The sequence below is a fragment of the Ascidiaceihabitans donghaensis genome (assembly GCF_900302465.1).
GTDB lineage: Bacteria > Pseudomonadota > Alphaproteobacteria > Rhodobacterales > Rhodobacteraceae > Ascidiaceihabitans > Ascidiaceihabitans donghaensis.
Genome location: NZ_OMOR01000004.1, coordinates 1 through 24123, shown reverse-complemented (window position 1 = coordinate 24123; position 24123 = coordinate 1). Strand labels below are relative to the sequence as shown.

General features: G+C 55.5%; 20 protein-coding genes. 8 read left to right on the top strand and 12 right to left on the bottom strand.

Features of this window, described 5'->3' with window-relative positions; genetic code table 11:
* Positions 1-61: 61 nt before the first annotated feature.
* From ASD8599_RS19815 to ASD8599_RS19805, 3 genes are all read left to right on the top strand, one after another.
* On the top strand, positions 62-2065 hold the full coding sequence (locus ASD8599_RS19815) for a caspase family protein (RefSeq protein ID WP_245926172.1): 2004 nt from the start codon (positions 62-64) through the stop codon (positions 2063-2065).
* 33 nt (positions 2066-2098) lie between these two features.
* Positions 2099-3169 carry a S1 family serine peptidase gene (locus tag ASD8599_RS19810; protein WP_108830516.1) on the top strand — a complete coding sequence of 357 codons (1071 nt, stop codon included), beginning with the start codon at positions 2099-2101 and terminating at the stop codon, positions 3167-3169.
* Positions 3170-3409: 240 nt separating this feature from the next.
* A complete protein-coding gene (locus ASD8599_RS19805) occupies positions 3410-4114 on the top strand; it encodes a hypothetical protein (protein WP_108830515.1) in 705 nt (234 codons plus the stop codon).
* Positions 4115-4192: 78 nt separating this feature from the next.
* Here the strand turns inward: ASD8599_RS19805 and ASD8599_RS19800 are convergent, their stop codons facing one another.
* Positions 4193-5281 (bottom strand): alkene reductase, encoded by a 1089-nt coding sequence (locus ASD8599_RS19800; protein ID WP_108830514.1) that lies wholly within the window; start codon positions 5279-5281, stop codon positions 4193-4195.
* Between the two features lie 69 nt (positions 5282-5350).
* Positions 5351-6727: an NAD-dependent succinate-semialdehyde dehydrogenase gene (locus ASD8599_RS19795; protein ID WP_108830536.1), complete on the bottom strand. Its 1377-nt coding sequence runs from the start codon at positions 6725-6727 to the stop codon at positions 5351-5353.
* Between the two features lie 227 nt (positions 6728-6954).
* On the opposite strand from ASD8599_RS19795, the gene ASD8599_RS19790 reads away from it, so the two are divergent.
* Positions 6955-9060: a molybdopterin-dependent oxidoreductase gene (locus ASD8599_RS19790; protein WP_108830513.1), complete on the top strand. Its 2106-nt coding sequence runs from the start codon at positions 6955-6957 to the stop codon at positions 9058-9060.
* Positions 9061-9131: 71 nt separating this feature from the next.
* Here the strand turns inward: ASD8599_RS19790 and ASD8599_RS19785 are convergent, their stop codons facing one another.
* From ASD8599_RS19785 to ASD8599_RS19750, 8 genes are all read right to left on the bottom strand, one after another.
* The gene (locus ASD8599_RS19785; RefSeq protein ID WP_108830512.1) at positions 9132-10295 is read right to left on the bottom strand and encodes an ABC transporter substrate-binding protein; all 1164 of its coding nucleotides are present in this window, start codon (positions 10293-10295) and stop codon (positions 9132-9134) included.
* Positions 10296-10346: 51 nt separating this feature from the next.
* Entirely contained in the window at positions 10347-12227 is a 1881-nt protein-coding gene (locus ASD8599_RS19780; protein WP_108830535.1) for an AMP-dependent synthetase/ligase, read from the bottom strand.
* 4 nt (positions 12228-12231) lie between these two features.
* Positions 12232-13026 (bottom strand): ABC transporter ATP-binding protein, encoded by a 795-nt coding sequence (locus ASD8599_RS19775; RefSeq protein WP_108830511.1) that lies wholly within the window; start codon positions 13024-13026, stop codon positions 12232-12234.
* Positions 13023-13814: an ABC transporter ATP-binding protein gene (locus ASD8599_RS19770; protein WP_108830510.1), complete on the bottom strand. Its 792-nt coding sequence runs from the start codon at positions 13812-13814 to the stop codon at positions 13023-13025. The genes ASD8599_RS19775 and ASD8599_RS19770 overlap by 4 nt, the downstream gene beginning before the upstream one ends.
* Positions 13811-14917: a branched-chain amino acid ABC transporter permease gene (locus ASD8599_RS19765; protein ID WP_108830509.1), complete on the bottom strand. Its 1107-nt coding sequence runs from the start codon at positions 14915-14917 to the stop codon at positions 13811-13813. The genes ASD8599_RS19770 and ASD8599_RS19765 overlap by 4 nt, the downstream gene beginning before the upstream one ends.
* A gap of 1 nt (position 14918) precedes the next feature.
* The gene (locus tag ASD8599_RS19760; protein WP_108830508.1) at positions 14919-15794 is read right to left on the bottom strand and encodes a branched-chain amino acid ABC transporter permease; all 876 of its coding nucleotides are present in this window, start codon (positions 15792-15794) and stop codon (positions 14919-14921) included.
* A gap of 277 nt (positions 15795-16071) precedes the next feature.
* A complete protein-coding gene (locus tag ASD8599_RS19755) occupies positions 16072-17271 on the bottom strand; it encodes an acyl-CoA dehydrogenase family protein (RefSeq protein WP_108830507.1) in 1200 nt (399 codons plus the stop codon).
* Between the two features lie 198 nt (positions 17272-17469).
* Positions 17470-18486, bottom strand: a complete 1017-nt coding sequence (locus ASD8599_RS19750; protein WP_108830506.1) for an AraC family transcriptional regulator — start codon at positions 18484-18486, stop codon at positions 17470-17472.
* A gap of 245 nt (positions 18487-18731) precedes the next feature.
* On the opposite strand from ASD8599_RS19750, the gene ASD8599_RS19745 reads away from it, so the two are divergent.
* Both ASD8599_RS19745 and ASD8599_RS19740 read left to right on the top strand, forming a co-directional pair.
* Positions 18732-20099 (top strand): FAD-dependent oxidoreductase, encoded by a 1368-nt coding sequence (locus tag ASD8599_RS19745; protein ID WP_108830505.1) that lies wholly within the window; start codon positions 18732-18734, stop codon positions 20097-20099.
* An 86-nt stretch (positions 20100-20185) separates the two neighbouring features.
* Entirely contained in the window at positions 20186-20629 is a 444-nt protein-coding gene (locus tag ASD8599_RS19740) for a potassium channel family protein (RefSeq protein WP_108830504.1), read from the top strand.
* A gap of 37 nt (positions 20630-20666) precedes the next feature.
* Here the strand turns inward: ASD8599_RS19740 and ASD8599_RS19735 are convergent, their stop codons facing one another.
* On the bottom strand, positions 20667-21305 hold the full coding sequence (locus ASD8599_RS19735; protein ID WP_108830503.1) for a phosphoribosyltransferase family protein: 639 nt from the start codon (positions 21303-21305) through the stop codon (positions 20667-20669).
* Positions 21302-22048 carry a BtpA/SgcQ family protein gene (locus ASD8599_RS19730; protein WP_108830502.1) on the bottom strand — a complete coding sequence of 249 codons (747 nt, stop codon included), beginning with the start codon at positions 22046-22048 and terminating at the stop codon, positions 21302-21304. The genes ASD8599_RS19735 and ASD8599_RS19730 overlap by 4 nt, the downstream gene beginning before the upstream one ends.
* An 80-nt stretch (positions 22049-22128) precedes the next feature.
* Here ASD8599_RS19730 and ASD8599_RS19725 point away from each other — a divergent pair, with 80 nt between their 5' ends.
* Together ASD8599_RS19725 and ASD8599_RS19720 are read left to right on the top strand one after the other, a co-directional pair.
* On the top strand, positions 22129-22998 hold the full coding sequence (locus ASD8599_RS19725; RefSeq protein ID WP_108830501.1) for a LysR family transcriptional regulator: 870 nt from the start codon (positions 22129-22131) through the stop codon (positions 22996-22998).
* 146 nt (positions 22999-23144) lie between these two features.
* On the top strand, positions 23145-24123 hold a 979-nt coding region (locus ASD8599_RS19720; protein ID WP_108830500.1), incomplete at its 3' end, for an ABC transporter substrate-binding protein.

The window sequence follows — 24123 nt, the reverse complement described above, 5'->3', positions numbered from 1 at the left end:
AATGCTGTCATAAATTAACCTTTCGTTGCTCTGCAAAATGTTGGGCCGTACCTTGCTAGATATGTTAAAGACCAAGTTCCTGTTTGCCGCTGTTTTTTGTGCGGCCCATTTCGCGGCTCAGCCAGTGTTTGCGCAACAGATGCGTGCAGTTTTGGTGGGCGTCAGCGACTATCTGTATCTGGATGCCGATCTTGAAGGCCCTAAGAATGACGTGGGTTTGATGGCGCGCACCTTGATGATGCGCGGGATCGCGGCGCCAGATATCACGGTGCTGTCCGAAAGCGATGCGGTGCTGCCTGTAGGTGTTGTGCGCGCTGTCCCTGATCGCGCGACGATCTTGGCGACTTTGGATGCCTCGATCGAACAGGCGGCGCAGGGTGACACTTTGATTTTTTACTTTTCAGGCCATGGCGCACAGGCCCCTGACAAGGACGGCGACGAAGGCGGTGGGCTGGACGAGATTTTTCTGCCGCGTGATGCCAAGGGGTGGAACAGCGCCACCGGAGATGTCGAAAACGCAATTCTGGACGATGACTTTGCGCAAGTGGCCCGTGCGGCTGCGGCCAAGGGTGTCGCCTTGGTTGCAATTTTGGATGCCTGCCATTCGGGCACCGGATTTCGTGCTTTGGGTGATGATGCTGCACGGGCGCGCTACATCAGTCCTGCGGCGCTTGGTGTGCCTGATCAGGTGGCGCAAGGCGAAGGGGCCGCACCCCCCGAGGTTGAGGGTGATTTTGTGTATCTTTATGCCGCGCAAAGCGACCAGCGGGCTTTTGAATACCCCGTGGGCACGGAACGTCAGTGGCATGGTGATTTTACGCGGGCTTTGACGGGGCTCATGCGCGAAGTGCCCGATCTGACCTATACGCAACTGGTTCAGGCCGCCGCACAACGCATGCAAAGCAAAGCGGGCCAAGCGGTGCAAACACCTGATGTTGAAGGACCCATGGCAGATACGCCTGTTTTTGGCGGCGATGCGCCCGGCGTGTCGCGGATTGCGGTAGCCGGACAGACGTTGAAGGCGGGGCTTTTGGACGATGTGACTGCCAACAGTACGCTTGATTTGTTTGCAGGGCTTTTGGATTCCGAACCCGTCGGGCAAGCGGTTGTGGAAAAGGTGAACGCGAACGATGCTGTGCTGCGCTATCTGGACCCTTTCCCGACGGTAAAAGTCGCCTACGCCCAGATTGCAAATCGCGCAGTCGACGCCAGTTTTTCTGTTTCCATCACGCAAGATGCGACAACGCATATACGCGGCGGTATCGGGGCATTGACCGCGCGTGTTGACTTTGATGTGACCAGCGCTGATCCGACACACCGCGTTGTGTGGACGGGCGACCGTTTGGCGCTGGTGGGCCGCGATGGGGTGCTGGACGGGCAGGGGGCTGGTGCCTCACCCCGTCTGGGGTCAGGTGATGCGGATGTTCTTGCCATGCGCTTGACCCAAGTGGCCGGCCGTATTCGGTTGGAACGGGCTTTGGCGCAGCTGGGGCAAGGCAGCCGCATCGGCGGGTTTTCCCTGCCTTCGTCAAAACCGAGCGCTGCTTTCAAGTTGCAAGTTGGCGAAACAGGTCCGCAGCGGCGTTGCGCCAACCCAAGCGGCCCAAGGCTTGATGCCAAGGGCAATGCCACTGCCAGTCATTGCGACATTTTGCAAGTGACGCTGAAAAACCCAACCGCGGGAATGGTGGATATGACGGTGCTTTATATCGATGCTGAAAGTGCTATTTCGATGCTGTGGCCGCCACAAAACCTGTCGAACCGACTGGAAAGCGGTGCTCAGAAAACCTTGCGCTTTGGATTGCGCAACGATGGATCAACCCCGATTTACGAAAGCGTCATAGTGTTGTCGGTGCCAGCCACGCCTGGCAGCCCGCGCACCCGCTTTGCCGCCTTGGGCACCAGCGCTGCCAAGCGCGCAACCAATGAACCGCCGATGGCCGCATTTCTGGGCAATCTGACGGATCCCGCCACATCGCGGGGTTTTTCACTGGCGCCCAAAGGGGGCGGCGGGCTTGCCGTGACGCGGTTGGATCTGACGCTGACACCCGATCCAGAACACTAAACTTTTAACAAAATTCTCAAGGAGACACCAAGAATGACCTTTAAAACCTTAACAGCGACGTTTGCCATTGTGGCAGCTTCGGTTGCGACCTTTGCGGCCCCCAAGCTGCTGGCGCAAACACTCACTTTGCCAGAGCAACCCGCGGGCGCTGCATCGCCTTTTGCCTTTGCTGAAAGCGGCGCCAAAGCGACACGCGCCGAAGAAGCGGAACAGGCCGACAGTGCAGGGCGCGTCATCGGTGGAGAAATCGCGGACCAGGGTGCATGGCCATGGCAGGTTGCTTTGCTGATTGCAGGTCAGCCGGTGACGCCAGATGCGCAGTTTTGTGGCGGATCAATGATCTTGGACACTTGGGTTTTGACAGCGGCACATTGCATCCACATGGCGGATGCGAACGGGGTCTATCGTGATTTGAACCCGCAAGCGATTTCCGTGCTGGTCGGCACCAACCTGCTGGCTGAGGGGCAGGGCGATGCCATTTCTGTTGAAAAGATTATCCGCCACCCGGCTTACGTTGGTGAAGATTTCGACAATGACATTGCGTTGATCAAACTGTCCCGCGCGCCAACCGTGCCTTTCAAAACCATTCAAGTGCCGGATGCGGAATTTGGCGACCAGTTGGACACGCCCGGTGTACGCACCGTCGTGACGGGATGGGGTTTGATCGAAGGTGCGCAACGCACCGCGGAAATGCGACAGGCTGAAATCCAAATGTTAAGCCGTGAAAACTGTAACGAAGTCATGCTGGATTCGCGTGCCAAAGCAGCGTCCGAAGGGATCGCTTATGCCGCGTCAGCCTTTGGGTTGAAGCAGCCCGAGGCTGAAGCGGTCTGGCAGGAATTGATCAGCCACGTGCGCGCCCCGATGACCAAAAACATGCTGTGCTCCGGTACGTTCGAGGGCGGCAAAGGATCGTGTTCAGGCGACAGCGGGGGACCTTTGGTTGTGCCTTTGAAAAACGGCGAATTCATTCAGGCTGGCGTTGTCAGCTGGGGTTTGTCCAACACCTCAACCAAGTCATGCCTTGAGACGGCTCAATTCGCAGCCTACACCCGTGTGTCCAATTACTTGGGGTGGCTGGAACAGATGATCGCATCCAACTGATCTTATCGACGGTTGGATCATTACGGGTTTCGGGGATCGGTTTTTGGCCGGTTCCCGATCCTAGCTTTGGCAGATTTGTTGCGCCGTTGATTTTCGAACGGCTGTGCACGTATCGATGAAAACTGTACCTACAGATCGGTTCCTAACAGCATTTGTCATAAAAAAGGTATGGAATTCAAGACTTTGGCTGGTCATGTTTCTTTGGTACCAAGCAGGTATCACTGTGAAAGGAATTCAACGATGACACGTAATTTGATGTTTGCCCTTATGAGCGCAACGGCCCTGACGATGGCCCCGATGGCTGTTTCGGCCGAAGATAAATCTGGCGAAAACCGTGCTGAGGTCAGTGCGTCCACCGAAAGCAGCCCTGTTGCCAAAGCGGCGCTTGCCCAAGACCTGTTTTCCCATGCAACAGCCACCAAGAACGCCGTTGCAGCATTGGCTGCTGCGCAAATTATGATGTCCATCGACATGACGGATGTTGAGCGTGACAAAGAAACAAAAGACAATGAGAGCGCTGTCGCAGAGGGCGGCACAGATGCGTCCGATGCCCCTGCTGATGCCATGGCGATGTTGGCTGCGGCCAAAGAGTTCGCCGGTGGTGATCCTTCAGTTGTTGGATTGATTGAAGACGCAGAGGCCGAAGGCGCACGTGGTCGCATCGGCGGCGCATCAAGAACCTTATCGCGTTTGCCGGGTGGCAAAGTCGATATTTTCAAAGTTCCGTTTTATGGCGGCCGCCATGCTGAAATAGGCATCGCAGGTGACGGCGATAGCGATCTGGATTTGCTGGTGACAGACGAAAACGGCAATACTGTGTGTCTTGATCGCAGCTATTCTGACGTGATTTATTGTGAATTCACACCACGCTGGGACGGGTATTTTGTGGTTGCTGTCGCCAACCAAGGCAATGTGCGCAACAGCTACTATATTCTAACCAACTGATTGCCACACGGGCTGCACAGGTAAAGACGGCGCACAGGGACCCTCTGTGCGCCGTTATGTTTGCTGCGGAGCGAATTGTCAGTCGTCGAGAAACGGGTAATCCGTATACCCTTTTTCGTCGCCGCCATAAAATGTGTCGCCGTCCGGCTTTGTCATTTCAGCGTTCAAACGCATGCGGTTGGGTAAATCGGGGTTGGCGATGAAGGGACGCCCAAAGCTGATGGCGTGGGCGGTCGTGTCCGCGATCGCTTGTGTCGCGCGTTCCGCATCATATCCACCATTCCCGATGAAAAAGCCGCTGTAGTGGCTGCGCAACCGTGCCAGCAGTTCTTTTCCGTCGGAATTGTCTTCGCCGCCTGGAAATGCCTCGACCACATGCAGATAGGCCAGCTTCCGGGCGTCCAGCATCTTGTAAACGGCGGTGAATAAGGCTTCGGGATCGCTATCGGAAATGTCACCGGCTTGTCCAAGCGGCGACAAGCGCACGCCGATGCGACCTGCGGGCCAGATGTCTTTGACAGCGTCAAGAATGTCCTCAAGCAAACGCATGCGGTTTTCCAGTGACCCGCCGTAGGTGTCGCTGCGTGTGTTTACGCCGTCTTGCAGAAACTGATCCAGCAAGTAGCCGTTGGCCGCGTGCACTTCGATCCCGTCAAAGCCCGCATTTTTGGCGCATTGCGCTGCGTGTACGTAATCGGCGACGGTTTTCTGGATGCCATCAATGGTCAACGCTTCGGGCTTTGAACACGGCTCGAACCCGTTGGCCGTAAAGGTCTGCGCGTCGGCTTGTAAATCTGACGAAGACACGGGCGATGCGCCATCGGGCAGCAATGACACGTGGCTGATGCGCCCCACGTGCCAAAGCTGGCAAAAAATGCGCCCCCCGCCTGCATGCACCGCATCGGTGATCTTTTTCCAGCCCTCGACATGTGTGTCCGTGTAGATGCCGGGCGTATCAAGATACCCCTTGCCCAAGTCGGACACTTGCGTGGCTTCCGAGAAGATCAATCCTGCAGAAGCGCGTTGCCGATAGTAGGTTTGTGCCATGGCGCTTGGCGTGCCATCGGACTGAGCGCGGTTGCGTGTCAAAGGGGCCATAAGAACACGGTTGGGCAGGTCCAGGTCGCCCATGCGGATAGGATCGAAAAGCGGTGATGTATTGGTCATTTGTCGTCTTTCTTGCGTGGATGCGTGGTGATTTTGGAAATGTGGGACCGGGCAGGATGCCGGTTAAGATCAGGGCAAATAGATTGCCTTTGCGTTGACAAATTCCATCATGCCAAAGCCGCCGTGTTCACGGCCAAAGCCTGAATTTTTGACGCCTCCAAAGGGCATGTTCGGGTCTGCGGCGCCAAATGAATTGATGCGCACCATGCCTGTGTCGAAGTGATCGCGTGCCAGCCGGATCGCTTTGTCTTCGTCTTTTGTGAAGATACCCCCACCCAAGCCATAGCGGCTGTCATTGGCAATCCGCATAGCGTCTTCATCGTCTTTGGCTTTGATGATGGATGCCACAGGCCCGAATATTTCGTCGTCATAGGCAGGGGCACCCGGTTTGCAGTCACCCAGCACCGTCGCCGGATAGTATGCGCCTTTGCGGTCGTCGGGATTGCCGCCACACAACAGGGTTGCGCCGTTTTTCAAGCTGTCCTTTACCTGCTTTTCGATTGTGTCGAACTGGTCCTGACTGGACAAAGGTCCCAGTTGCGTGTCGTCTTCGGTTGGATCGCCCATCTTGATAGACTTCATTTGGTCAACAAAGGCTGTGACAAACGCATCATACACAGCATCCGTGACGACAAAGCGTTTCGCTGACACGCAGGTTTGTCCGTTGTTGTACAACCGCCCCTGCACGCAGGTTTTCACCGCCAACTCGACGTCGGCATCTTCCAGCACCAGATAGGCGTCGTTTGATCCCAGTTCGAGAACTGTCTTTTTCAAATGTTTTGTTGCCGTCTCACCGATGGTGCGTCCAGCGGCGTCACTGCCTGTCATTGTGACCGCGCGGATCTTGTCATGGGCAATCACCTCGTCAGAGGTGTCGTGGTCAATGATCACCACCTCGAACAGACCTTCTGGCAGACCCGCCTCGCGGCAGATGTCTTGCAACATCAGGCCACTGCCGGTGCAAATTTCGGCGTGTTTCAGGATGACGGCGTTGCCTGCCATCAGATTGGCGGCCAGCACGCGGGCGGGTTGGTATATCGGGAAATTCCATGGTTGGATGCTGTAAATCACACCGATGGGCGCATAGGTGACGATCCCGCGCTTGTCGCCGCCGCTGTGCGTGCGCTCTTCATCCGCCAGATGATCCGGGCCATGTTCGGCGGTGTATTCGAAAATCTGTGCACAAAGTTCGACTTCTGTTGCACCGTCACGCAACAGTTTGCCTGTTTCGTCGGTCATGAGCTGTGCCAATTCAGCAGAGTTGTCGCGCAATGCCGCCGCGATGTCGCGCAGGTAAGGTGCACGGTCTGCGTGGCTTTTCAGCTTCCATGTTTTGAAAGCTGTGTGGGCGGCTTCGATCTTTTCAAAGGCCGTGTCTTTGCCCATCAGATCGTATTGGGCGATGATCGTTTCGGTCGCGGGATTGATGGTTGAGATATGTGTCATGAGAACCTTCAATTTAGAATGTCCAGGCAGGGTGCCGGGCGCTGTCGGGGACACAACGTGATGCGCATCAGATGGTTCCATGACGCTTTGTGCGAATGTCGTCTGCGCGGCTGTCAGCCTTGTTTTCCGTCAAAGCAGGACGTCACGTAAATCATCGCAAACCTTGCATGGATTCCGCAAATCGCGTCGTCTTTAAGGACCTTGACCCAAAGTACAGGATACGCGCTATGCAGCGACATTACCGGACGTGCAATATCTGCGAAGCGATGTGTGGCCTTGTGATCGAACACGAAGGCGATCAGGTTCTTAGCATCAAACCGCACAAAGAAGATCCGTTGTCGCGGGGCCATATTTGCCCGAAAGCTGTCGCGTTGCAGGATTTTCGCACCGACCCTGACCGGGTCACAACGCCTTTACGCAAGCGGGGGCAGGAATGGGAGCCTGTCGATTGGGATGAGGCGATTGACTACGCGGCCCATGGCATACGTTCGGTGCAGGATGTGCATGGCAAAGACGGGTTCGGGGCATATCTTGGCAATCCCAACGCCCATAAATTTGCAAACCTGATGACGTTGCCACGGCTGATAAAAGCCATCGGCACAACGCAACGTTATTCATCTGCGACCTCTGACCAGATTCCGCATCATGTTGCCTCTATTCATATGCTTGGCCATCCGATGCTGATGCCGATCCCTGATCTGGATCGCACGGATTACCTGCTGGTGATTGGCGGGAACCCTGTGGTGTCCAACGGATCCATGATGACGGCACCGGACTTTCCCGGGCGCATCGATGATTTGCAAGCGCGCGGAGGCCGTATGGTCGTGATTGATCCACGCCGCACAGAAACAGCACGCCGCGCCGCTGAACACCACTTTATCCGGCCTGAAACAGATGCGTTTTTGATCCTTGCTTTGATCCACGAGGTCTTTGCACAAAATGCAGTGGATCTTGGTGCACTGGAGGGTGTGACCAACGGGGTCGAGGCGTTGCGGGATGCCGTGCAGCCGTTCACGCCTGAGCTGGCAGCCAGCCACACTGGCATTGACGCAACCACAATTCATAAACTTGCGGCCGATTTCACAGGTGCGGAACGTGCTGTGTGTTATTCGCGTATGGGCGCGTCGACGCAATCATATGGTGGTCTGTGCCAATGGGCGACAAACGCCTTGAACATCATCACCGGAAATTTTGATGCGTTGGGGGGGGCGATGTTTACGACCCCGGCCTTTGACAACGTGGGATTGACGCGGCGCAAAGGTGCCCCACGCACCTACCCCGAAAAACGCAGCCGTGTTTCTGGTTTGCCGCTTTATAACGGGGAATTTCCAAGCGCCGTGTTGGCAGAGGAAATGGAAACCCCCGGTGCTGGTCAAATCAAGGGAATGATCACTGTTGCGGGCAATCCTGTGCTGACGGCCCCGAATGGGCGGCGCATTGAAAAGGCCTTGAAGGCGTTGGACTTCATGGTGTCCGTGGACATCCATATCAATGATACAACGCAACACGCCGACCTGATTTTGCCGGGCACTGTTGCCCTTGAAGAACCGGTTTACGATACGGTGTTCCATTCATTTGCAGTGCGCAACACAGCAAATTACGCAGACGCGTTGTTTGATCGCCCTAAAGGTATGATTCCGGAATGGGAAATCTTTGCACGCCTTGGAAATGCTTTGACGGGTGGCCGCGACCTTGGCCCGTCACCGTCCGAGCAATTGGATCATGCGTTGTCGCGTGGGTTTCATGCACAGGCCGTGTCGGTGGATGTGTTGAAGGATCACGAAGGGTCACTTGATCTTGGCCCGCTTTTGCCATGTTTGGCACCGCGCTTGCAGACCCCTGATGGGCGATTGAACTTGTGCCCGGACGTATTTGTCGCTGATCTGCCGCGCCTTTTGGCGCACGAGACGCCAACGGATCGCCCCTATGTTATGATTGGACGCCGGCAAGTGCGCAGTCACAATTCATGGACGCAGAACGCGCCGCGTCTGGTGAAGGGGCGCAATCGGTGTACCGTGCAAATCAATCCGCAAGATGCGGGTGACTTGGGCATTGCCGACGGCGCACAGGTGCATGTTGCGTCCCGCGTCGGGCATATTGTGGTGCCAGCAGAAGTGACAGACGACATGGCCCCCGGTGTTGTTTCGATCCCGCAAGGGTGGGGTCAGGGCGGGGGGCAATTGTCAGCGGCCACACAAACCCTCACAGCCTCGATTAATGATTTGACCGATGACCAACGTGTCGATGTTTTGACAGGAAATGCGGCGTTCAACGGATTGCCCGTCAGCCTGACACCTGTCGAAATGCCATCTGCACAGACAGCTGCGGAATAAGGCGGATCGCAATAAAAAAAGCGGGCCGATGATACGACCCGCTTTTCGATTTTTTACTGGAACCAAGCGCCTTATTTGCGCGCGATTTCCATCCAGTTGCCGTCTTTTATGACAGAAATCACAACTTCATCCGCGCCTTGGTGGTCTGTCGCGGAATATGTCACTGTGTTGCCCGATACGACATCTTCGTAGTTCAAACTTTCGATGCCGGCTTGAAAGGATTTGGCGTTCAGATCAGGGCCTGCCGCTTCCAAAGCACGGATCATTGTTTCTGCAGCAGAGTGGCCCAGCAATGCGCCGGAGCCCGGCAATGCTTCGCCTGTCGCGTCTGTGAAACGCTTGAAGAACTTTTGCACTTCAGGCTTGTCCATACGCGACAACAGATCAGCCCAACCAGAGGCTGCATACATGCCTTCGGTGACGCCGCCCGGCACTTTGGCCATAACTGTGTGGAAGCCCGCAGAGGAGTTCAGGAAGGACATGTTGGTCAAACCCAGCTTTTTCGCTGTGCCGGACACAGTGATCGCCTGACGCACACCCAAGGCCAATGCCACGATTTCGCATCCATCGGCGTTCAGCTTTTGCAACGCGCCCACAAAGTCCGCATCGTCCGGCTTGTGCGTTGTTTCAGAGACAAAGTTCAGCCCGTCTGTTTCAGCGGAAATGCTTTCTGCGCCTTCTTTGATGTCTTTGCCGAAGTCGGTTGGCAGGTACATCGCACAGATGTTGCTGACGTTCTTTTGTTCAGCCAGATACGTCACACCAACGCGGATTTGTTCGTAGTATGTCGCGGTGCCTGCGTAGTGCAGTGGTGAAAACGGTTCTGCCATTTGTCGGGCCGCAGACAGGGGCGACACGTTTGGCACGTTTTTGGCGTCTTGCAGTTTGAAGGCTGCGATGTTCATCGGCGTGCCCAAGGACAACAGCATTGCAAAGACTTTGTCGCCGTTGACCAGCTTGTTCATGCCTTGGATAGCTTTGGGCATTTGATAGGCGTGATCTTCCACGATAAAGCGGATTTTGCGTCCGTGAACGCCGCCAGCTTCGTTGACTTCATCAAACACCAGCTGTGCCGCTTTGACGGCGGGTGCGCCGAAGGCTGCAAACGGGCCGGACAAATCCTGGTTGGACCCGATAAGGACTTCGGTGTCTGTGATGCCTTGTTCTGCCATCGCTGGACCGGCAGCGATTGTGGCTGCGACGGCGGCGGCCACCAGTTTTGTTGTATGTTTCATGTGTCTTCTCCCTTTTTATAATTTTGATGTGAAAAGCCTCAGGCCCCGATGTCAATACATCTGGCCGATCAGCCCCGCATGTTTCGTTTCCACAAAGCTGCGTTTCAGCTTCATCGTGGGTGTCAGTTCGTCGTCGTCGGCGGTCAGAAGCACGTCGATCAGGCGGAAATCCTTGATCTGTTCGACCCGTGCGAAATCCTTGTTCACTTCCGTGATGGTGTCGCGGATCAGGTCCTGCACTTCGCTGGCTGCACACAAGGATGCGTAGTTGGAAAATGGCACCCGACGGTCCTGTGCGAATTTCTCGACGTTTTCCTGGTCGATCATCACAAGGCAGGTCAGGAATTTGCGTTTGTCGCCGATCACCACCACGTCCGACACATAAGGCGAGAACTTCATCTTGTTTTCGATCTCGGCGGGGGTGATGTTCTTGCCGCCGGCGGTGATGATGATGTCTTTCATCCGTCCGGTGATTTTCAAGAACCCTTCGTTGTCCAGAAAACCCACGTCGCCTGTGCGCAACCAGCCGTCTTCGGTGAAGGTTTCCGCCGTCTTTTCAGGGTTCTTCCAATAGCCTTGGAACACGTTGCCTGCGCTGTATTGGACTTCGCCCTCTGGGGATATGCGGATGTTTGCGCCGGGCAGGGCTGCGCCCACAGTGCCGACCTTGTTAGAGGTCAGGTTGTTGATCGAAATCACACCAGAGCTTTCGGTCATCCCGTAGCCTTCCAGCACAGGCACGCCGATGGACTGATACCACCGCAGCAAGTCCGGTGAAATTGGCGCCGCACCCGAACCGCCGCGCCGCAAGCGGTCCATGCCGATCATGCGGCGCAGGTTCTGCAGCACTGCAAAGTTCCAGAACTGGTAGGACAGCTTGGTACCAAACGACGGTGTTTTGCCTTCTGCGATGCTATCGGCACGGGCGTTGCCAGCTGCCAAGGCCTTGGCGTAGGCCCATTTTTGCAGACCTGTGGCGTCCCCGATGCGGATCGACACCTGGCTGTAAATCTTTTCCCAAAGGCGAGGCACAGCTACAAACGTTTGCGGGCTGACCTCTTGCAGGTTGTCAAAGATCGTCTCGGGGCTTTCTGCAAAGTTGATGGTCGAGGCGGCTGCAATCGGCCCGTTGACCGAAAACACCCGTTCCAGAATGTGACACAGCGGCAAAAAGCAAAGCTGATCGTCGGTATCAAAGACGGGGCCGTCCCGCAGGCCAGCAGACACCGAAAAGATCAGGTTGCCGTGGCTGATCATTGCGCCTTTGGGCTTGCCCGTGGTGCCTGATGTGTAGACCAAGATCGCCGTATCATCGGGTTTTGTGGCGTCGATTGAGATATCAAAGGCCGTCGGGTTGGCAGCGTCGTAGGTTTTGCCAATCTCGTATAGCTCATCCAAAAAGATGATCTGCGGATCTTCAAATCCGTGCAGCCCGTCGCGTTCAATCACGATGACTTTCAGCAGCCCCGGCATCGCGTCACGCACTTGCAGGAATTTGTCCAGCTGTTCGTCGTTTTCTACAATCAGAAACCGGCTGTCAGAGTTGTTGACCAGATATTCCAGCTGTGACGCGGAATCGGTGGTGTAGATGCCTGAACAAATGCCGCCCACAGACTGCACACCCATGTCGGTGTACATCCATTCCTTATTATCCTCGGACAGGATCGACACGACTTCGCCGCGCTTCAACCCAAGCGACACCAGACCAAGGCCAAGGTGTTTGGCCCGTTCAAAATAGTCCGTCCACGAATGGGATCGCCATACGCCAAATGTCTTTTCACGGTGCGCGGTGCGTGTGCCGTGTTCCTTGCAGCGGGCGCGAAACAGCTTGGGCGTGGTGTCTTGCCCGTCAATATAGAAAGGACCCTGCGACAGATCCGCATTGATTGTCAGCCCATGCAGGGTTTGCTGTGGGGGAAGCGTGTCGGTCATTGGGCTATCTCCACGTTTTGCGTTGTTTCCAGCGGCGTTGTCCGCGCTGGTTTTCATCCTGACTGACGCCAAGATAGAATTCCTGAATGTCCTTGGACGCGGCGAGAACCTCGGCCTTGTCGTCCATCACAATGCGCCCAAGCTCCATCACGTAGCCATAGTCAGCGGCATCCAACGCCACTTTGGCGTTTTGTTCCACCAGCATCATCGTGACTTTTTGTTCGCGATTCAGGCGCACGATGATTTCAAAAATCTCCTGCGTCAGAAGCGGGGACAGACCCAGCGACGGTTCGTCCAGAAGCATCAATTTGGGCTGCGACATCAATCCGCGACCGATGGCCAACATCTGCTGTTGCCCGCCAGACAGGGTGCCTGCGCGTTGGGCGCGACGGTCTTTAAGGACGGGGAAATAGGAATATACCATTTCCTCGTCCCGCGCGATGTTGCCGCGATCTTTTCGCGTGTAGGCGCCCATGGCGATGTTCTCGGCCACAGTCATCAGCGGAAAGATCTCGCGGCCTTCGGGAACGTGCACGATGCCGCGGCGCACGATGTCGTCGGGTTCCATCGCGTGGATGGGCGTGCCCTCCATCTGGACACTGCCTTTTTCGGGATCCATGACACCCGAGATGGTTTTCAACAGGGTCGTTTTGCCCGCGCCATTGGCCCCCAGAACGGTGACGATCTGGCCTTCGTGGACCTTCAGGCTGACGCCGCGAATGGCCATGATGGGGCCATAATAGCTTTCAAGGTTGTCGATTTGCAAAACGACGTTTGAGGATGTGCTGTCGTTGGTCATGCGCGCGATGTCCCTGTTTTGGAGATTTCGCCGGTGCCCAGATAGGCCTCGATCACGGCGGGGTGCGATTGCACTTCCGCGGCGGTACCGGTTGCCAGTTCCTTGCCATCCGACAGGGCCATGACGCGGTTCGACACCGCAGACACCAACCCCATGTCGTGTTCGACCATCATCACAGAAATACCCATTTGCGTCTGGATGTCTTCGATCCAAAAGGCCATGTCTTGGGTTTCCTCGACGGACAGGCCCGACGCGGGTTCGTCCAGCAACAAAAGCTTGGGTTCTGACGCCAAGGCACGGCCCAGTTCGACCACTTTACGCACGCCGTAGGGCAGGCCGCCAATCATCTTGTCGCGGTAGGCTTGCAGGTTCAAAAAGTCGATGACTTCTTCCACGGCTGCACGGTGACGCAGTTCTTCGCGGTGCGCTTTGGGCGAAAAGACGATGTTGGACAGCATGCCGGTTTGCCGGTGCCTGTGACGACCCACCAACAGGTTTTGCAACACGCTGGCCTGTTCAAACAGTTCGATGTTCTGGAATGTGCGGGCGATGCCAAAGCTGGGCACTTGATCCGATGTGCGGGTCAGCAGGTCATTCCCATCAAAGGTGATGCGCCCCTCGGCCGGGTCGTAGAACCGCGAAATCAAGTTGAAGATTGTCGATTTGCCTGCCCCGTTGGGACCGACAAGGGCAAAGACTTCGCCCTCATTGACGTTCAGCGATACGTTGTCGACAGCCACCAGTCCGCCAAAGCGCAGGGTGACGTTTTCAATCTCAAGCAAGCTCATTGTACACGGTCCGTCTTGAGGTAGGATTTCTGACGTTTGAACATGTCTTTGCGGTAGAAGGGGAACAGCTCAAAATAGGTTCGTATTTTTAACCATCGTCCGTAAAGCCCCATGGGTTCAAACAGGATAAAGCAGATCAGGATAAAGGCGAACAACGCGCTTTCCAGACCTGGAATGTTGATGTTCACATCGAAGGTCGTCGCCAAAAAGGACCGCCCGTTGGCGATGGCCACAGGGATGATGCCCACGACAATCGCCCCGAAAAACGCACCATGGATAAAGCCCAACCCCCCGATGACGATCATCAGCAGCAGCGTGATCGACATAACCAGATCGAAGGTTTCGTTGGTGACGTAGCCCGCGGAATGTCCGAACAAGGCCCCCGCCAATCCCGCAGCCGTCGCGGATAGAAAGAACGATGTGGCCTTGGTGCGCGTCAGGTTGATGCCCATGGCCCGTGCCGAGATTTCGCTGTCGCGCACCGCCGTAAAGCTGCGCCCCGTCGGTGTGCGCAAAAGGTTGCGGTAGAACCAAACGATCAAGATGGCCACGAACAACACCAGATAGTAGAATTTGTAAGGTGTTGAATAACGGTTCACTTCCATGCCGAAGATATTGATATCTGGCACGGCTGCACCCGCGATACCGCCGGTCCATGGCTCCAGTATGACAACAAAGTCGCTGGTCAGGATGGAAACAGCCAAAGTGGCCAGCGCCAGATACACACCGTGTAAGCGCAAAACAGGCAGGGCGATCATCGTGCCTAAGATGCCAGCGATCAAACCGGACACAGGAAAGGCGATGACCCAAGGCACCCCTGCGCCCAACAAGTTGATGTTTGCATAGCAGCCGATGGCCATGAAGGTGGCGTGGCCAAGGCTTGGCAATCCAGTGTGGCCGGTCAGCAGCATCAGCCCCATGCCTGCGATGGCCAAAATCAGGACACCGGTGATTTCACCCAGAAGATAGGCGTCGCCGATGGCCACAAAATACAGCGGCGTAGCCAGCACAAGCAGCAAAAGCAAAGCATACCAGACAGCTTGGGCGCGATGTTTGAACAGGCGGATGTCCGCATCATAAGACGTTTTGAAGACAAAGCGCATCTTACACCTTCTTTCTTTGCGTCTGAGAAAAGATGCCGCCGGGGCGGAAGATGAGGATCAAAAGCAAAATCGCATATGGCGCGATCTGACTGACGCCGGGGGGACCAAAGCGCGAGGCTAAGGGTTCGACCAGCCCGATGATCAAGCCACCCAGCAAAGCGCCGGGCAGGGACCCGAACCCGCCGATGGCAGCCGCCGCAAAGGCCTTGATGCCCAAAAGGCCTGTGGATGGATCAATCGCGCCCTTGGATGCAAACAGGATACCCGCGACAGCAGCGACCATACCCGACAAGCCCCAGACAAGGCTGTGAATGCGTTTCACGGGGATGCCCATGTAATAGGCGGCCAGCTGGTTTTGGGACGCGGCCTGCATGGCAAGTCCAATGCGACTGCGTGAGAAAAACAGATAAAACAGAACCGTCAAGATGCCCGTGACAACAACGATCAAAACCTCGTCGATGCCCAAAACGACCCCGCCACTACGGATGTCCTGACCCGCGTATGGGGTTTCAAGGGATGTGGGTTCATGACTCCAGATGGAACCGGCGAAGAAGCGGATGATGAACCCCATGGCGATGGTCAGGATCACAATCGACGTTTGCGATTGACCAAACATGTGGCGCAGGATGCCCCAGTTGAACAGATACCCGAAGACGCCCATCACAAGGATCGATAAGGGCACCGCCAACCAAAAGTTCAGCCCCATATATTCGTGGTTGGTAAAGCCGATACACACAAATGCACCCAGCATCATGAAATCACCTTGCGCGAAATTCACAGCCTCTGTGGCTTTGTAAATCAGCACGAAGCCCAAGGCGATCAGCCCATAGACACAGCCATTGGCCAGGCCGCTGATAATCAGCTGCAAAAAATCCATGGTGCTCCTCCCAAAGTCCAATGGGCTGAAGCTAAACAGCGAACCCGACAGATCACAATGCGATTTCAAGAAGGGTACGTTACGTAAATAAGTCAAAAACCATATAAATTACATAATACAGATTACACGTAAAATTTTTGATATGAAGGGACCGTCTGAACTCATGTGTTAAATGTGCCGTGACTTGCCTTAAGCTCCTCACCCTAAATTCCCGTCACAACCGATATTTTAAGGCAAAGAACCGACCACCCTTTGGCGGTCGGTTCAAGGCTTGGCTTTATTCAGCGGCAACAGCGGGGGCCGCTTTTTCCTGAAATCCCTGTGGCACCGGTAAATCAGCCAACGTAGCTGCGCGCTTTTGCAAGGCACGTCCGATGACGACACGGCTGATTTCCGTGGTGCCATCCACAATCCGCAACATCTGGGCCAAGCGCGACAGGCGGTCCAACCCGTAAGGTTGCAACAACCCCATACCCCCCAGAACCTGGGTGCAGGTGTTGGCCGCCTTCACGGCTGCGTCAGGCACAAACCGTTTTGCATGTGCAGCCATCAGCGGGCCTTCCGGCGTGCCAAGGGCTTCTGCCGCTTTGCGGTACAACAGTTTCGACGCTTCAAGGTCGGTTGCAACTTCACCCAACATCCATTGGATGCCGTCCAGATCAAGGTTCTTGCCGCCAAACATCTTCCGGTTTTTCGAATAGGCCAGCGCCGTGTCAAGGGCAGTCTGCATCAATCCGCAACAGCCAGACGCGATAGAAACACGCGCGATATCGATGGCCATCAGCGACCCCTGAAAGCCCTGCCCGACCGGCAGAATGATATTGTCTGCGCTGACCACAACATTGTCCAAATACATCTCTGACATTGGCAGAAAATTATAGGACGGCGTGTCGTATCGCGGCCCAAAGCTGACGCCCTTGGCATCTGCAGGGATCGCAATCATCGCCATATCTTTGTATCCGGCCGCATCGCTTGTTTTGACCACGGTGAAATACAGATCTGCTTCGCCCGCAAGGCTTACCCATGCTTTCGATCCGCTGATCGTCCATGTGCCATCGTCATTGATCTTGGCGCGGGTGTACATTTGCATTGGATCGGACCCTGACTGCGGTTCTGTCAGGGCAAAGTTTGCCAATTTGCGTCCCGACGTCAGATCCCGCGCCCATTTTTCCTTAAACGCGTCCGTGCCGTACCCGCAGCCTGCAAACGTGCAGATGTTGTGCATTGAAATGGCAAAAGCATACGCGCCATCGCCAAGGCCAAGCTGTTCATACACCTGAATGCCTTCTGACAGGGGCAAACCTTGTCCACCCCATTCCTCGGGGGCGTACAGCCCAGTCAGACCTGCAGCGCCTGCAGCATCAGACGCATCGCGTGGCCATTGCCCCGCCGCATTCCAAGCGTCAACATTTGGGGCAATCATAGCCGTGGCGTGATCGTGTGCGGCGGATAGGATGGTTTGCAGGTCTTGCGGCATGGGGGCCTCCTGGTTGATGGCATGAACTGTCCGTTCCCGCCACAGGTGGCAAGAGGACATTGACGGCTTCAGAAAATGGAAAGAGGTTTTCTGTTGTTTTTTAGAAATAAACGCCCGATCACCTGTTCCTCAATCTCATGAGGTGACATTGAGTTGTCCGAAAGTGACAAATTTGCGCGAATACCGCCCTAGACGCGCTCAGGTCATTTTTCGGCGGTATGAGCTTGGGGTATTTCCCGTCCAGCGACGAAACGCACGATGGAAATTCGCGGAAGAAGAAAACCCGACATCAAGGGCAATGGCCTCAACGCTTTTGTCCCCCTTGCGCAAATCATCAATGGCAATGTCGCGGCGCAGAGCGTCCTTGATGCCCTGAAACGACGTGCCATCCGCATCCAGTTTGCGGATCAATGTGCGCGGGGTCATGTGCATCGCGTGCGCCGCATGTGTCAGGTTCGCATCTTGCCACCCGACACGGCCCAAATAGCTGCGCACCCTCAAAGATTGTGTGTGGCTGCGCGATTGTGTGAAAATCCAGTCGCGCGGCGCGTTTTCCAAAAAGATATCCAGATCGGCAGTGCTGCGCACCTGCACATTCCCCAACTTGCCCGGATCAAAAGAGATCGACGTTTGGGCGCAGTCGAACAGCACGGGTGCGGGGAAGATGATGGCATAGTCCGGCGCAAAGTCGGGACGCTTGAAGGCGAAACCGACCTCTTTCACAGGAACTTCCTGACGTGCCAGCCACGACAACAACCCATGGGCCAGCTTCAGGATCAGCATATGCCCGAACCGTTGCGACGGTGCATCGCTTTGTCGGTGCAGCGCCAACGTCAAAACGCCGTCCATTTCGTTCAGTGTGAACTGGTGATCATCCAACAGCAAATTCCAGAAGGTCGAAAACCGGTACAACGCAGAGGCCAGTGTCGTCGCTTCGCGCACCGACGTCAGCAGATGTTGTAAGGCGCGCGGCCGGATCGGGCGGCTCCAAAGCCCCATCATTTCGTCGCCTGTCTCGACAGCTGCAAGACGGTACAGTCCGACAATCTGATCCAGCGTCACACGTCCCTGTTCATCACCGGTGCCAGACGCCAGATCGGCACGGTCCAGTAAAGACATATATTGGGCGGTCGTGCACAGCATGCGCAGTGCTTGCAGCCAGTCCTCGATGAACGGCCGGGATACGGTAGAATATAGCGTGGGCTCAACCGTCATTTCCGCTCCGGGGCTGGCGGGCCTGTCGTCTCATATAATATCTCGCGCATAGTTTTTCGCACCGATTGGCCATGCACTTTAGACTGTAATTTGCGTTCAGAGACAATCGTAGTGGGCCGTTGTTTGCAAAACGCTGCCACAGCCTGTTCGCGTAAAGTCGAAACACCTCAGGCTACAAGAATTGACTAGACAGGTGATGGTTTAGAAAAGTAGCCCTACGCTTGCGTCGAATTTGGAAGACAAACATGTCCACACACACCATCCACGAACCCGCACGTCAAACACCTGTAATCCACGAAACCGATGTGCTTGTGGTAGGATCTGGCCCTGGTGGACTTGCTGCGGCATTGGCCGCTGCACGTGCCGGGGTCGAAGTCACATTGCTGGAACGCTTCGGCTGCTTCGGGGGCAACATAACCGTCGTCGGTGTCGAAGGCTTTGCGTGGTACCGTCACGACAAAACCGTTGAGGCGGGTGGTATTGGTTGGGAGTTCGAAGAGCGCGCCAAGGCCATGGGCGCGGCAGTGCCCGAAAGCCAGTCCTTAAGCTATGAGTTGGACAGCGAAGGGTTCAAGCTGGTGGCGGACGCGCTGGTGGAAGAGGCAGGCATTCACCCGATGTTGCACCGCCAGTTCGTAGCACCGATCGTGGACGGGGACATGATCACAGGGGTCATTGTCGAATCCAAATCGGGCCGCGAGGCGATCTTGGCCAAACGCGTGATTGACGCCACAGGGGACGCGGACATTGCGCAGCGCGCAGGGGCTGCAACGGTCAAAACGCCCGTGGAAGACATGCAAGCCGCCAGTGTCATGTTCCACCTTGCTGGCGTGAACAAAGCCAAGTTCATGGAAGGCGTCAAAGCCGACCCACAAACCTACCGCGACTGGTCCACAGGCGAATGGGAAGTCGAGACCGACGGCAAGGAAGACACAATGTTTTCTCCGTTTCTGGGAAAGCCCTTTGAACAGGCCATTCGTGACGGCGTTATCCCTGCCCATCTGAACACGATTGGCGGCACATGGGGTGCGGTGCATGACAGCGGCGAAATGACGTATATGAACCTGATCCACCTTGCCGGTTGCGACGGCACAGACCCCGACAGCATGACCCGGTTTGAGATCGAAGGCCGCAAGCAAGCCATGCATGCGATCGAAAGCCTGCGTCACTATACGCCGGGCTGCCAAGACGTGCGTTTGCGTAACTTTGGCATGTCCATCGGCATCCGCGACACCCGAAAAATCGACGCCGTTTACAATATGACCGAAGCAGACGTGCGCGGCGAAGCCCGTTTTGACGACAGCATCGGAATTTACCCTGAATTTATCGACGGCTACGGCATCCTGATCCTTCCCACCACAGGGCGCTATATGCACATCCCCTACCGTTCAATGCTGCCCAAGGGTGTGCAAAACCTGATCGTTGCGGGCCGCGCAACGGGGGGTGATCGGGTTGCACACGCGGCCACCCGCAACATGGCGTGTTGCGCCGTCGCAGGCCAAGGTGCAGGAGTGGCCGCCGCGTGGTCCGTCAAAACCGGTGTAGGCTTCCACGACATCGACTTGCCAACCGTTCAGAAAATGATTGTGGCACAGGGTGTGCGCATTCACTGACGTATTGTGCAAGGGTTTGCCCCTGCCCGTCGTCTGTGTATTTAACTGACTGTAACAATCAACATCCGAACAACAGGGATTTATCTATGGGGATTATACAGCAGATCTCGCTTGGGACAATCCTGCTTGCGCTTAGCGCATTGGTGCACACAGCAGCAATCGCCGCCAGTATTCCCTATTTTGGTCACCTGTCACAACGCCTTTCCAAAGATCATTGGCCAAGGTTAAGACCGGCGATGTTTCTGACTTTTGGCATTTGCATCCTGGTGGCAGCCCACACCATCCAGATATGGACTTGGGCCCTTGTGTTTCTGATGATCGGTTCATTGCCGGATTTTCCAACAAGTTTCTATTTTGCGACCGTCACCTACACCACCTTGGGATATGGCGATATTGTACTGGGCGCAGACGCGCGTATTGTTGCGACCTTTTGTGCGATCACGGGCCTTCTTACCTTTGGAATAAGCACTGCCTATCTTATTGGTATTCTGGGCAGGGTTCTTCCGAAAAGCTTTGAGGATGCGCCGTAGTGGCACCACCCCCGAAAGGTCGCCCCCCTTGTAAAAGCTAGCGTTTTGTTTGGGGGAACGCAGCCTCTGGCGTGTAAGTTGTGAAGCTGGACAACGTCTGGCTGTTGCATTCGGTTTGCCACCGCGACCCCTGCATCACAGCAGACACACACGGATAAGAGGCACGGTATCCATCGGTGCGCTCGTTTTCCTCGATGGCGACAGCAACCATACCCGCCACAACGCCGCCTTGACGTTCAACCAAGCGGATCGCACCATCCATTGTGCCACCTGTTTCGACCCATTGATCGACCAACAGCACACGGGTGCCGGGGCCATAGGCTGGCATGCGCATTTCCATATCTTGGGTGCGGCCCGAATAGTTGCCAAAGGACACTTTATCAGTGTCTACACATAGCTTTCCTGCCTTCCGGATCGGCAAGAACCCGACACCAAGACGTGCCGCCAAAGCAGCGCCCAACACAAAACCCATCGCGTCCAAACCTGCCACAACATCACATTCAACCTCACCCGCCTTGAGGTCCGCCAAAAGATCATCCAGCAAGTCATTGAAAGCTTGCGCATTGATGTAGATTGAAGTGGGGTCAAGCCACGCAAATTTGTCACCCTTGGTGTTGGGCGCCATGATATTGAGATACCAACGATCGTCGCGGGGGCCTTTGTCTTGCAGTGTCATTGTGCGGATCCTTTGGACAGAGTGCGTGTGATTGCCATCAATTCCGCCAATCGCGTCGGATCAATGTCGTAAAAATTACCGGCCTCGTTGATGCCTGTGGCGACCATAAAGCAATCGACGTCGGCATAGGCCTGCGCGTTGTCGGGCGATATGCCGGACGCCAGCGCCATAGGGCGATCACCGATCGCCGCACGGAAGGTTTCGATTTTGCCAAGGTCTGCTTCTTGGCCCGTGGCCACGCCGGACGTGGTGATGACATCCATAAAAGCACAGGCTTCGCGGGCTGCATCGCCGTAACGGTCAGGGGCCACTTCGCGTTGCTTTTTGAAAGCCGTGCCTCCGAAATACAGCCCGTCCCAACCGCTGTTTTTGCGCGCCGCTTCAATGTCCTTGGCTTCGGCGTTGATGCCATCTTCATCGATACAGGCGTCATCTGCCCAATAGGCATCGACCTGACATCCTTCAGATTGCAACTGCCCCAAGACCGCGAAAGCATCCTTGCCTGTTACGCCCAGAAAATTCACAGCCATCCAAAGCGACGGAAAGGCCGCGCGCGTGTCGCGGATGATCGGCAAAAACCTTTCTGGCGCAAAATCATGATTGATCAGAAAGCAGCCTTGGGCACCCGCTTCCAACAAGGTTTCGACGTTTCGTTTGGTGCGGGCACTGTCCAGAACATGGATGACCGGCAACACAACGGGACCGGGCGTTTTGAACAGCTTATGGAATTGATTTCGGTTCATGTGGCCAAATTAGAATAGATTTTGAGATAACAAAAATTTATACTCCTAATGAAAGAATATGTTTTTGAAATGGGTGAGCCATGGGCCAAGTGAACCTTCCCACAGAGCTTTTGCGCACGTTTGTCACCGTGATCGAAGTCGAAAGCTACACCCACGCCGCAACGCTTTTGGGCCGCACGCAACCTGCCATAAGTTTGCAAATGAAACGTCTTGAAGAACTTGTTGGCCAACCTTTGGTCATGCGCAAAGGCCGCGGTGTGCGCCTGACGGAACGTGGCGACGCATTGATTGTCCATGCCCGTCAAATTTTGCGCCTCAATGACTTGGCCATCAGCCAGTTTGGCCACGATGCCGATACCAAACGGCTGCGCATCGGCCTGCCTGTCGATTTCGGTGTGCGCATGCTGCAATCTTGCATGACCCGCTTTGTGCAGCAGAACCCCGACATGACGATAGAAATCCGGTGTGACCTGTCACGCAATTTGATTGAGGGGATACGAAAAGACGATTTGGATATCGCCGTCGGCCTGCACCCCGGCGGGGATCAGCAGTTTTTACATCGCAACTGGGTTGAACAACCGGTTTGGGTTGCAGCGAATGGCGTGGAGTTTACGGATCGCGAAGAACTTCCTTTGGTCGCCCACCCCTATGGATGCGTGTATCGCGACCGCATGACAGAAGCGTTGAAAGAGGCCAAGCGACGGTGGCGCATATCCTTTGCCAGTCCGGGTATTGGCAGTCTGCAACAGGCTGTTGTTGACGGATTGGGTGTGTCTTGCCTGACCGGGCCGACAATGCTGGACGGTTTGCAAACACTATCGCCCGACACCGGATTGCCCGACTTGGAGCCGCTGCACATCGGCGTATTTTACAGGCAGACACGGTTAGGCCAAAGCGGTCATCTTGTCGTAAACGAGATCGAAATGACCTTAAAAGAGGCACTCGCATAAGAAATTCTTATAAACGCATAGGAACGATAAACTTCCAATAGAGCAGCCCTTGCAATAGCGTCTTAGTTAATCCGTACTGAACGCACTGAATGTGCAAAGCGAAAAGAAGCGTCTTCTGGATAAGGCGCCACACCTGGGAGACGACCATGACACTCGCAAAATCATCATCATTTCTAAGCGCCCCAACCCGCCGCCAACTACTGAAAGCAGGCGGGGCGGCCGTTTTGACAACTCCGTTTGTCAGCCGCGCTTGGGCCGCCACCACAGAAATCAACATGCTGGCATGGTACGGCCACGGCGAACCAGACATGGTCGCGGAATATGAGGCCGCCAACAACGTCAAGTTTGTCCCGAAATACTACGCGGGCGGTGACAACATGTTGGCCCTGATCGCACAATCACCCCCCGGCACCTATGACCTGATTTTGTCAGACGGCGAATTTGTGCAGCAGTTGAATCTTGCCGGCTACATCGACGAAATGAATCCGGCGGACTACCCGCTGGACGATATGTTGCACGAGGATTTTGAACAGTTCCCCGGCCACTGGGCAGATGGAAAAATGTATTCCATGATGCTGCGCGGCGGCCATTTGGGGGTGTCCTACAACAAAAACTCTGTGACAGCAGAAGAAGCCACAAGCTACGAATGTTTCTGGAAGCCCGAACTGGAGGGCAAGGTCGGCCACTTTGACTGGCATCTGCCAACATTGGGCATGATGAGCCTGTACAACGGCAACGGCGCCAGCCTTTGGGATCTAGACGACGCCAAATGGGACGCCGTGCAAGAGACCACGATGGGCCTTCGCAAGCAGGTCGGCGGGTTCTTTGATTACGGCGGCACGTTCAACGGGCTGAAAAACGGCGAAATGCAAGCCATGGTTGGCATCGGCGACTGGATCACAGGCGTTTTGGAAAAAGACGGCGCACCCGTTGCATCCGTAATCCCAAAAGAGGGCGGCATCCAGTTCACCGAAAGCTATTCCATCGGCAAAGGCAGCGAAAAAGCAGATCAGGTCAAAGACTTCATCCAATACATGATGTCGCCTGCCGGTCAGGTCAAATCCGCCCAAATGGCGGCCTACCCCGGCTTCTGCGTGACCAAAGCGGGCCGCGCCGCCCTGATCG

Coding starts and splice junctions, on each gene's coding strand:
- ASD8599_RS19815 (WP_245926172.1), top strand. CDS start 62: ATGTTAAAGACCAAGTTCCTGTTTGCCGCTGTTTTTTGTGCGGCCCAT.
- ASD8599_RS19810 (WP_108830516.1), top strand. CDS start 2,099: ATGACCTTTAAAACCTTAACAGCGACGTTTGCCATTGTGGCAGCTTCG.
- ASD8599_RS19805 (WP_108830515.1), top strand. CDS start 3,410: ATGACACGTAATTTGATGTTTGCCCTTATGAGCGCAACGGCCCTGACG.
- ASD8599_RS19800 (WP_108830514.1), bottom strand. CDS start 5,281: ATGACCAATACATCACCGCTTTTCGATCCTATCCGCATGGGCGACCTG.
- ASD8599_RS19795 (WP_108830536.1), bottom strand. CDS start 6,727: ATGACACATATCTCAACCATCAATCCCGCGACCGAAACGATCATCGCC.
- ASD8599_RS19790 (WP_108830513.1), top strand. CDS start 6,955: ATGCAGCGACATTACCGGACGTGCAATATCTGCGAAGCGATGTGTGGC.
- ASD8599_RS19785 (WP_108830512.1), bottom strand. CDS start 10,295: ATGAAACATACAACAAAACTGGTGGCCGCCGCCGTCGCAGCCACAATC.
- ASD8599_RS19780 (WP_108830535.1), bottom strand. CDS start 12,227: ATGACCGACACGCTTCCCCCACAGCAAACCCTGCATGGGCTGACAATC.
- ASD8599_RS19775 (WP_108830511.1), bottom strand. CDS start 13,026: ATGACCAACGACAGCACATCCTCAAACGTCGTTTTGCAAATCGACAAC.
- ASD8599_RS19770 (WP_108830510.1), bottom strand. CDS start 13,814: ATGAGCTTGCTTGAGATTGAAAACGTCACCCTGCGCTTTGGCGGACTG.
- ASD8599_RS19765 (WP_108830509.1), bottom strand. CDS start 14,917: ATGCGCTTTGTCTTCAAAACGTCTTATGATGCGGACATCCGCCTGTTC.
- ASD8599_RS19760 (WP_108830508.1), bottom strand. CDS start 15,794: ATGGATTTTTTGCAGCTGATTATCAGCGGCCTGGCCAATGGCTGTGTC.
- ASD8599_RS19755 (WP_108830507.1), bottom strand. CDS start 17,271: ATGCCGCAAGACCTGCAAACCATCCTATCCGCCGCACACGATCACGCC.
- ASD8599_RS19750 (WP_108830506.1), bottom strand. CDS start 18,486: ATGACGGTTGAGCCCACGCTATATTCTACCGTATCCCGGCCGTTCATC.
- ASD8599_RS19745 (WP_108830505.1), top strand. CDS start 18,732: ATGTCCACACACACCATCCACGAACCCGCACGTCAAACACCTGTAATC.
- ASD8599_RS19740 (WP_108830504.1), top strand. CDS start 20,186: ATGGGGATTATACAGCAGATCTCGCTTGGGACAATCCTGCTTGCGCTT.
- ASD8599_RS19735 (WP_108830503.1), bottom strand. CDS start 21,305: ATGACACTGCAAGACAAAGGCCCCCGCGACGATCGTTGGTATCTCAAT.
- ASD8599_RS19730 (WP_108830502.1), bottom strand. CDS start 22,048: ATGAACCGAAATCAATTCCATAAGCTGTTCAAAACGCCCGGTCCCGTT.
- ASD8599_RS19725 (WP_108830501.1), top strand. CDS start 22,129: ATGGGCCAAGTGAACCTTCCCACAGAGCTTTTGCGCACGTTTGTCACC.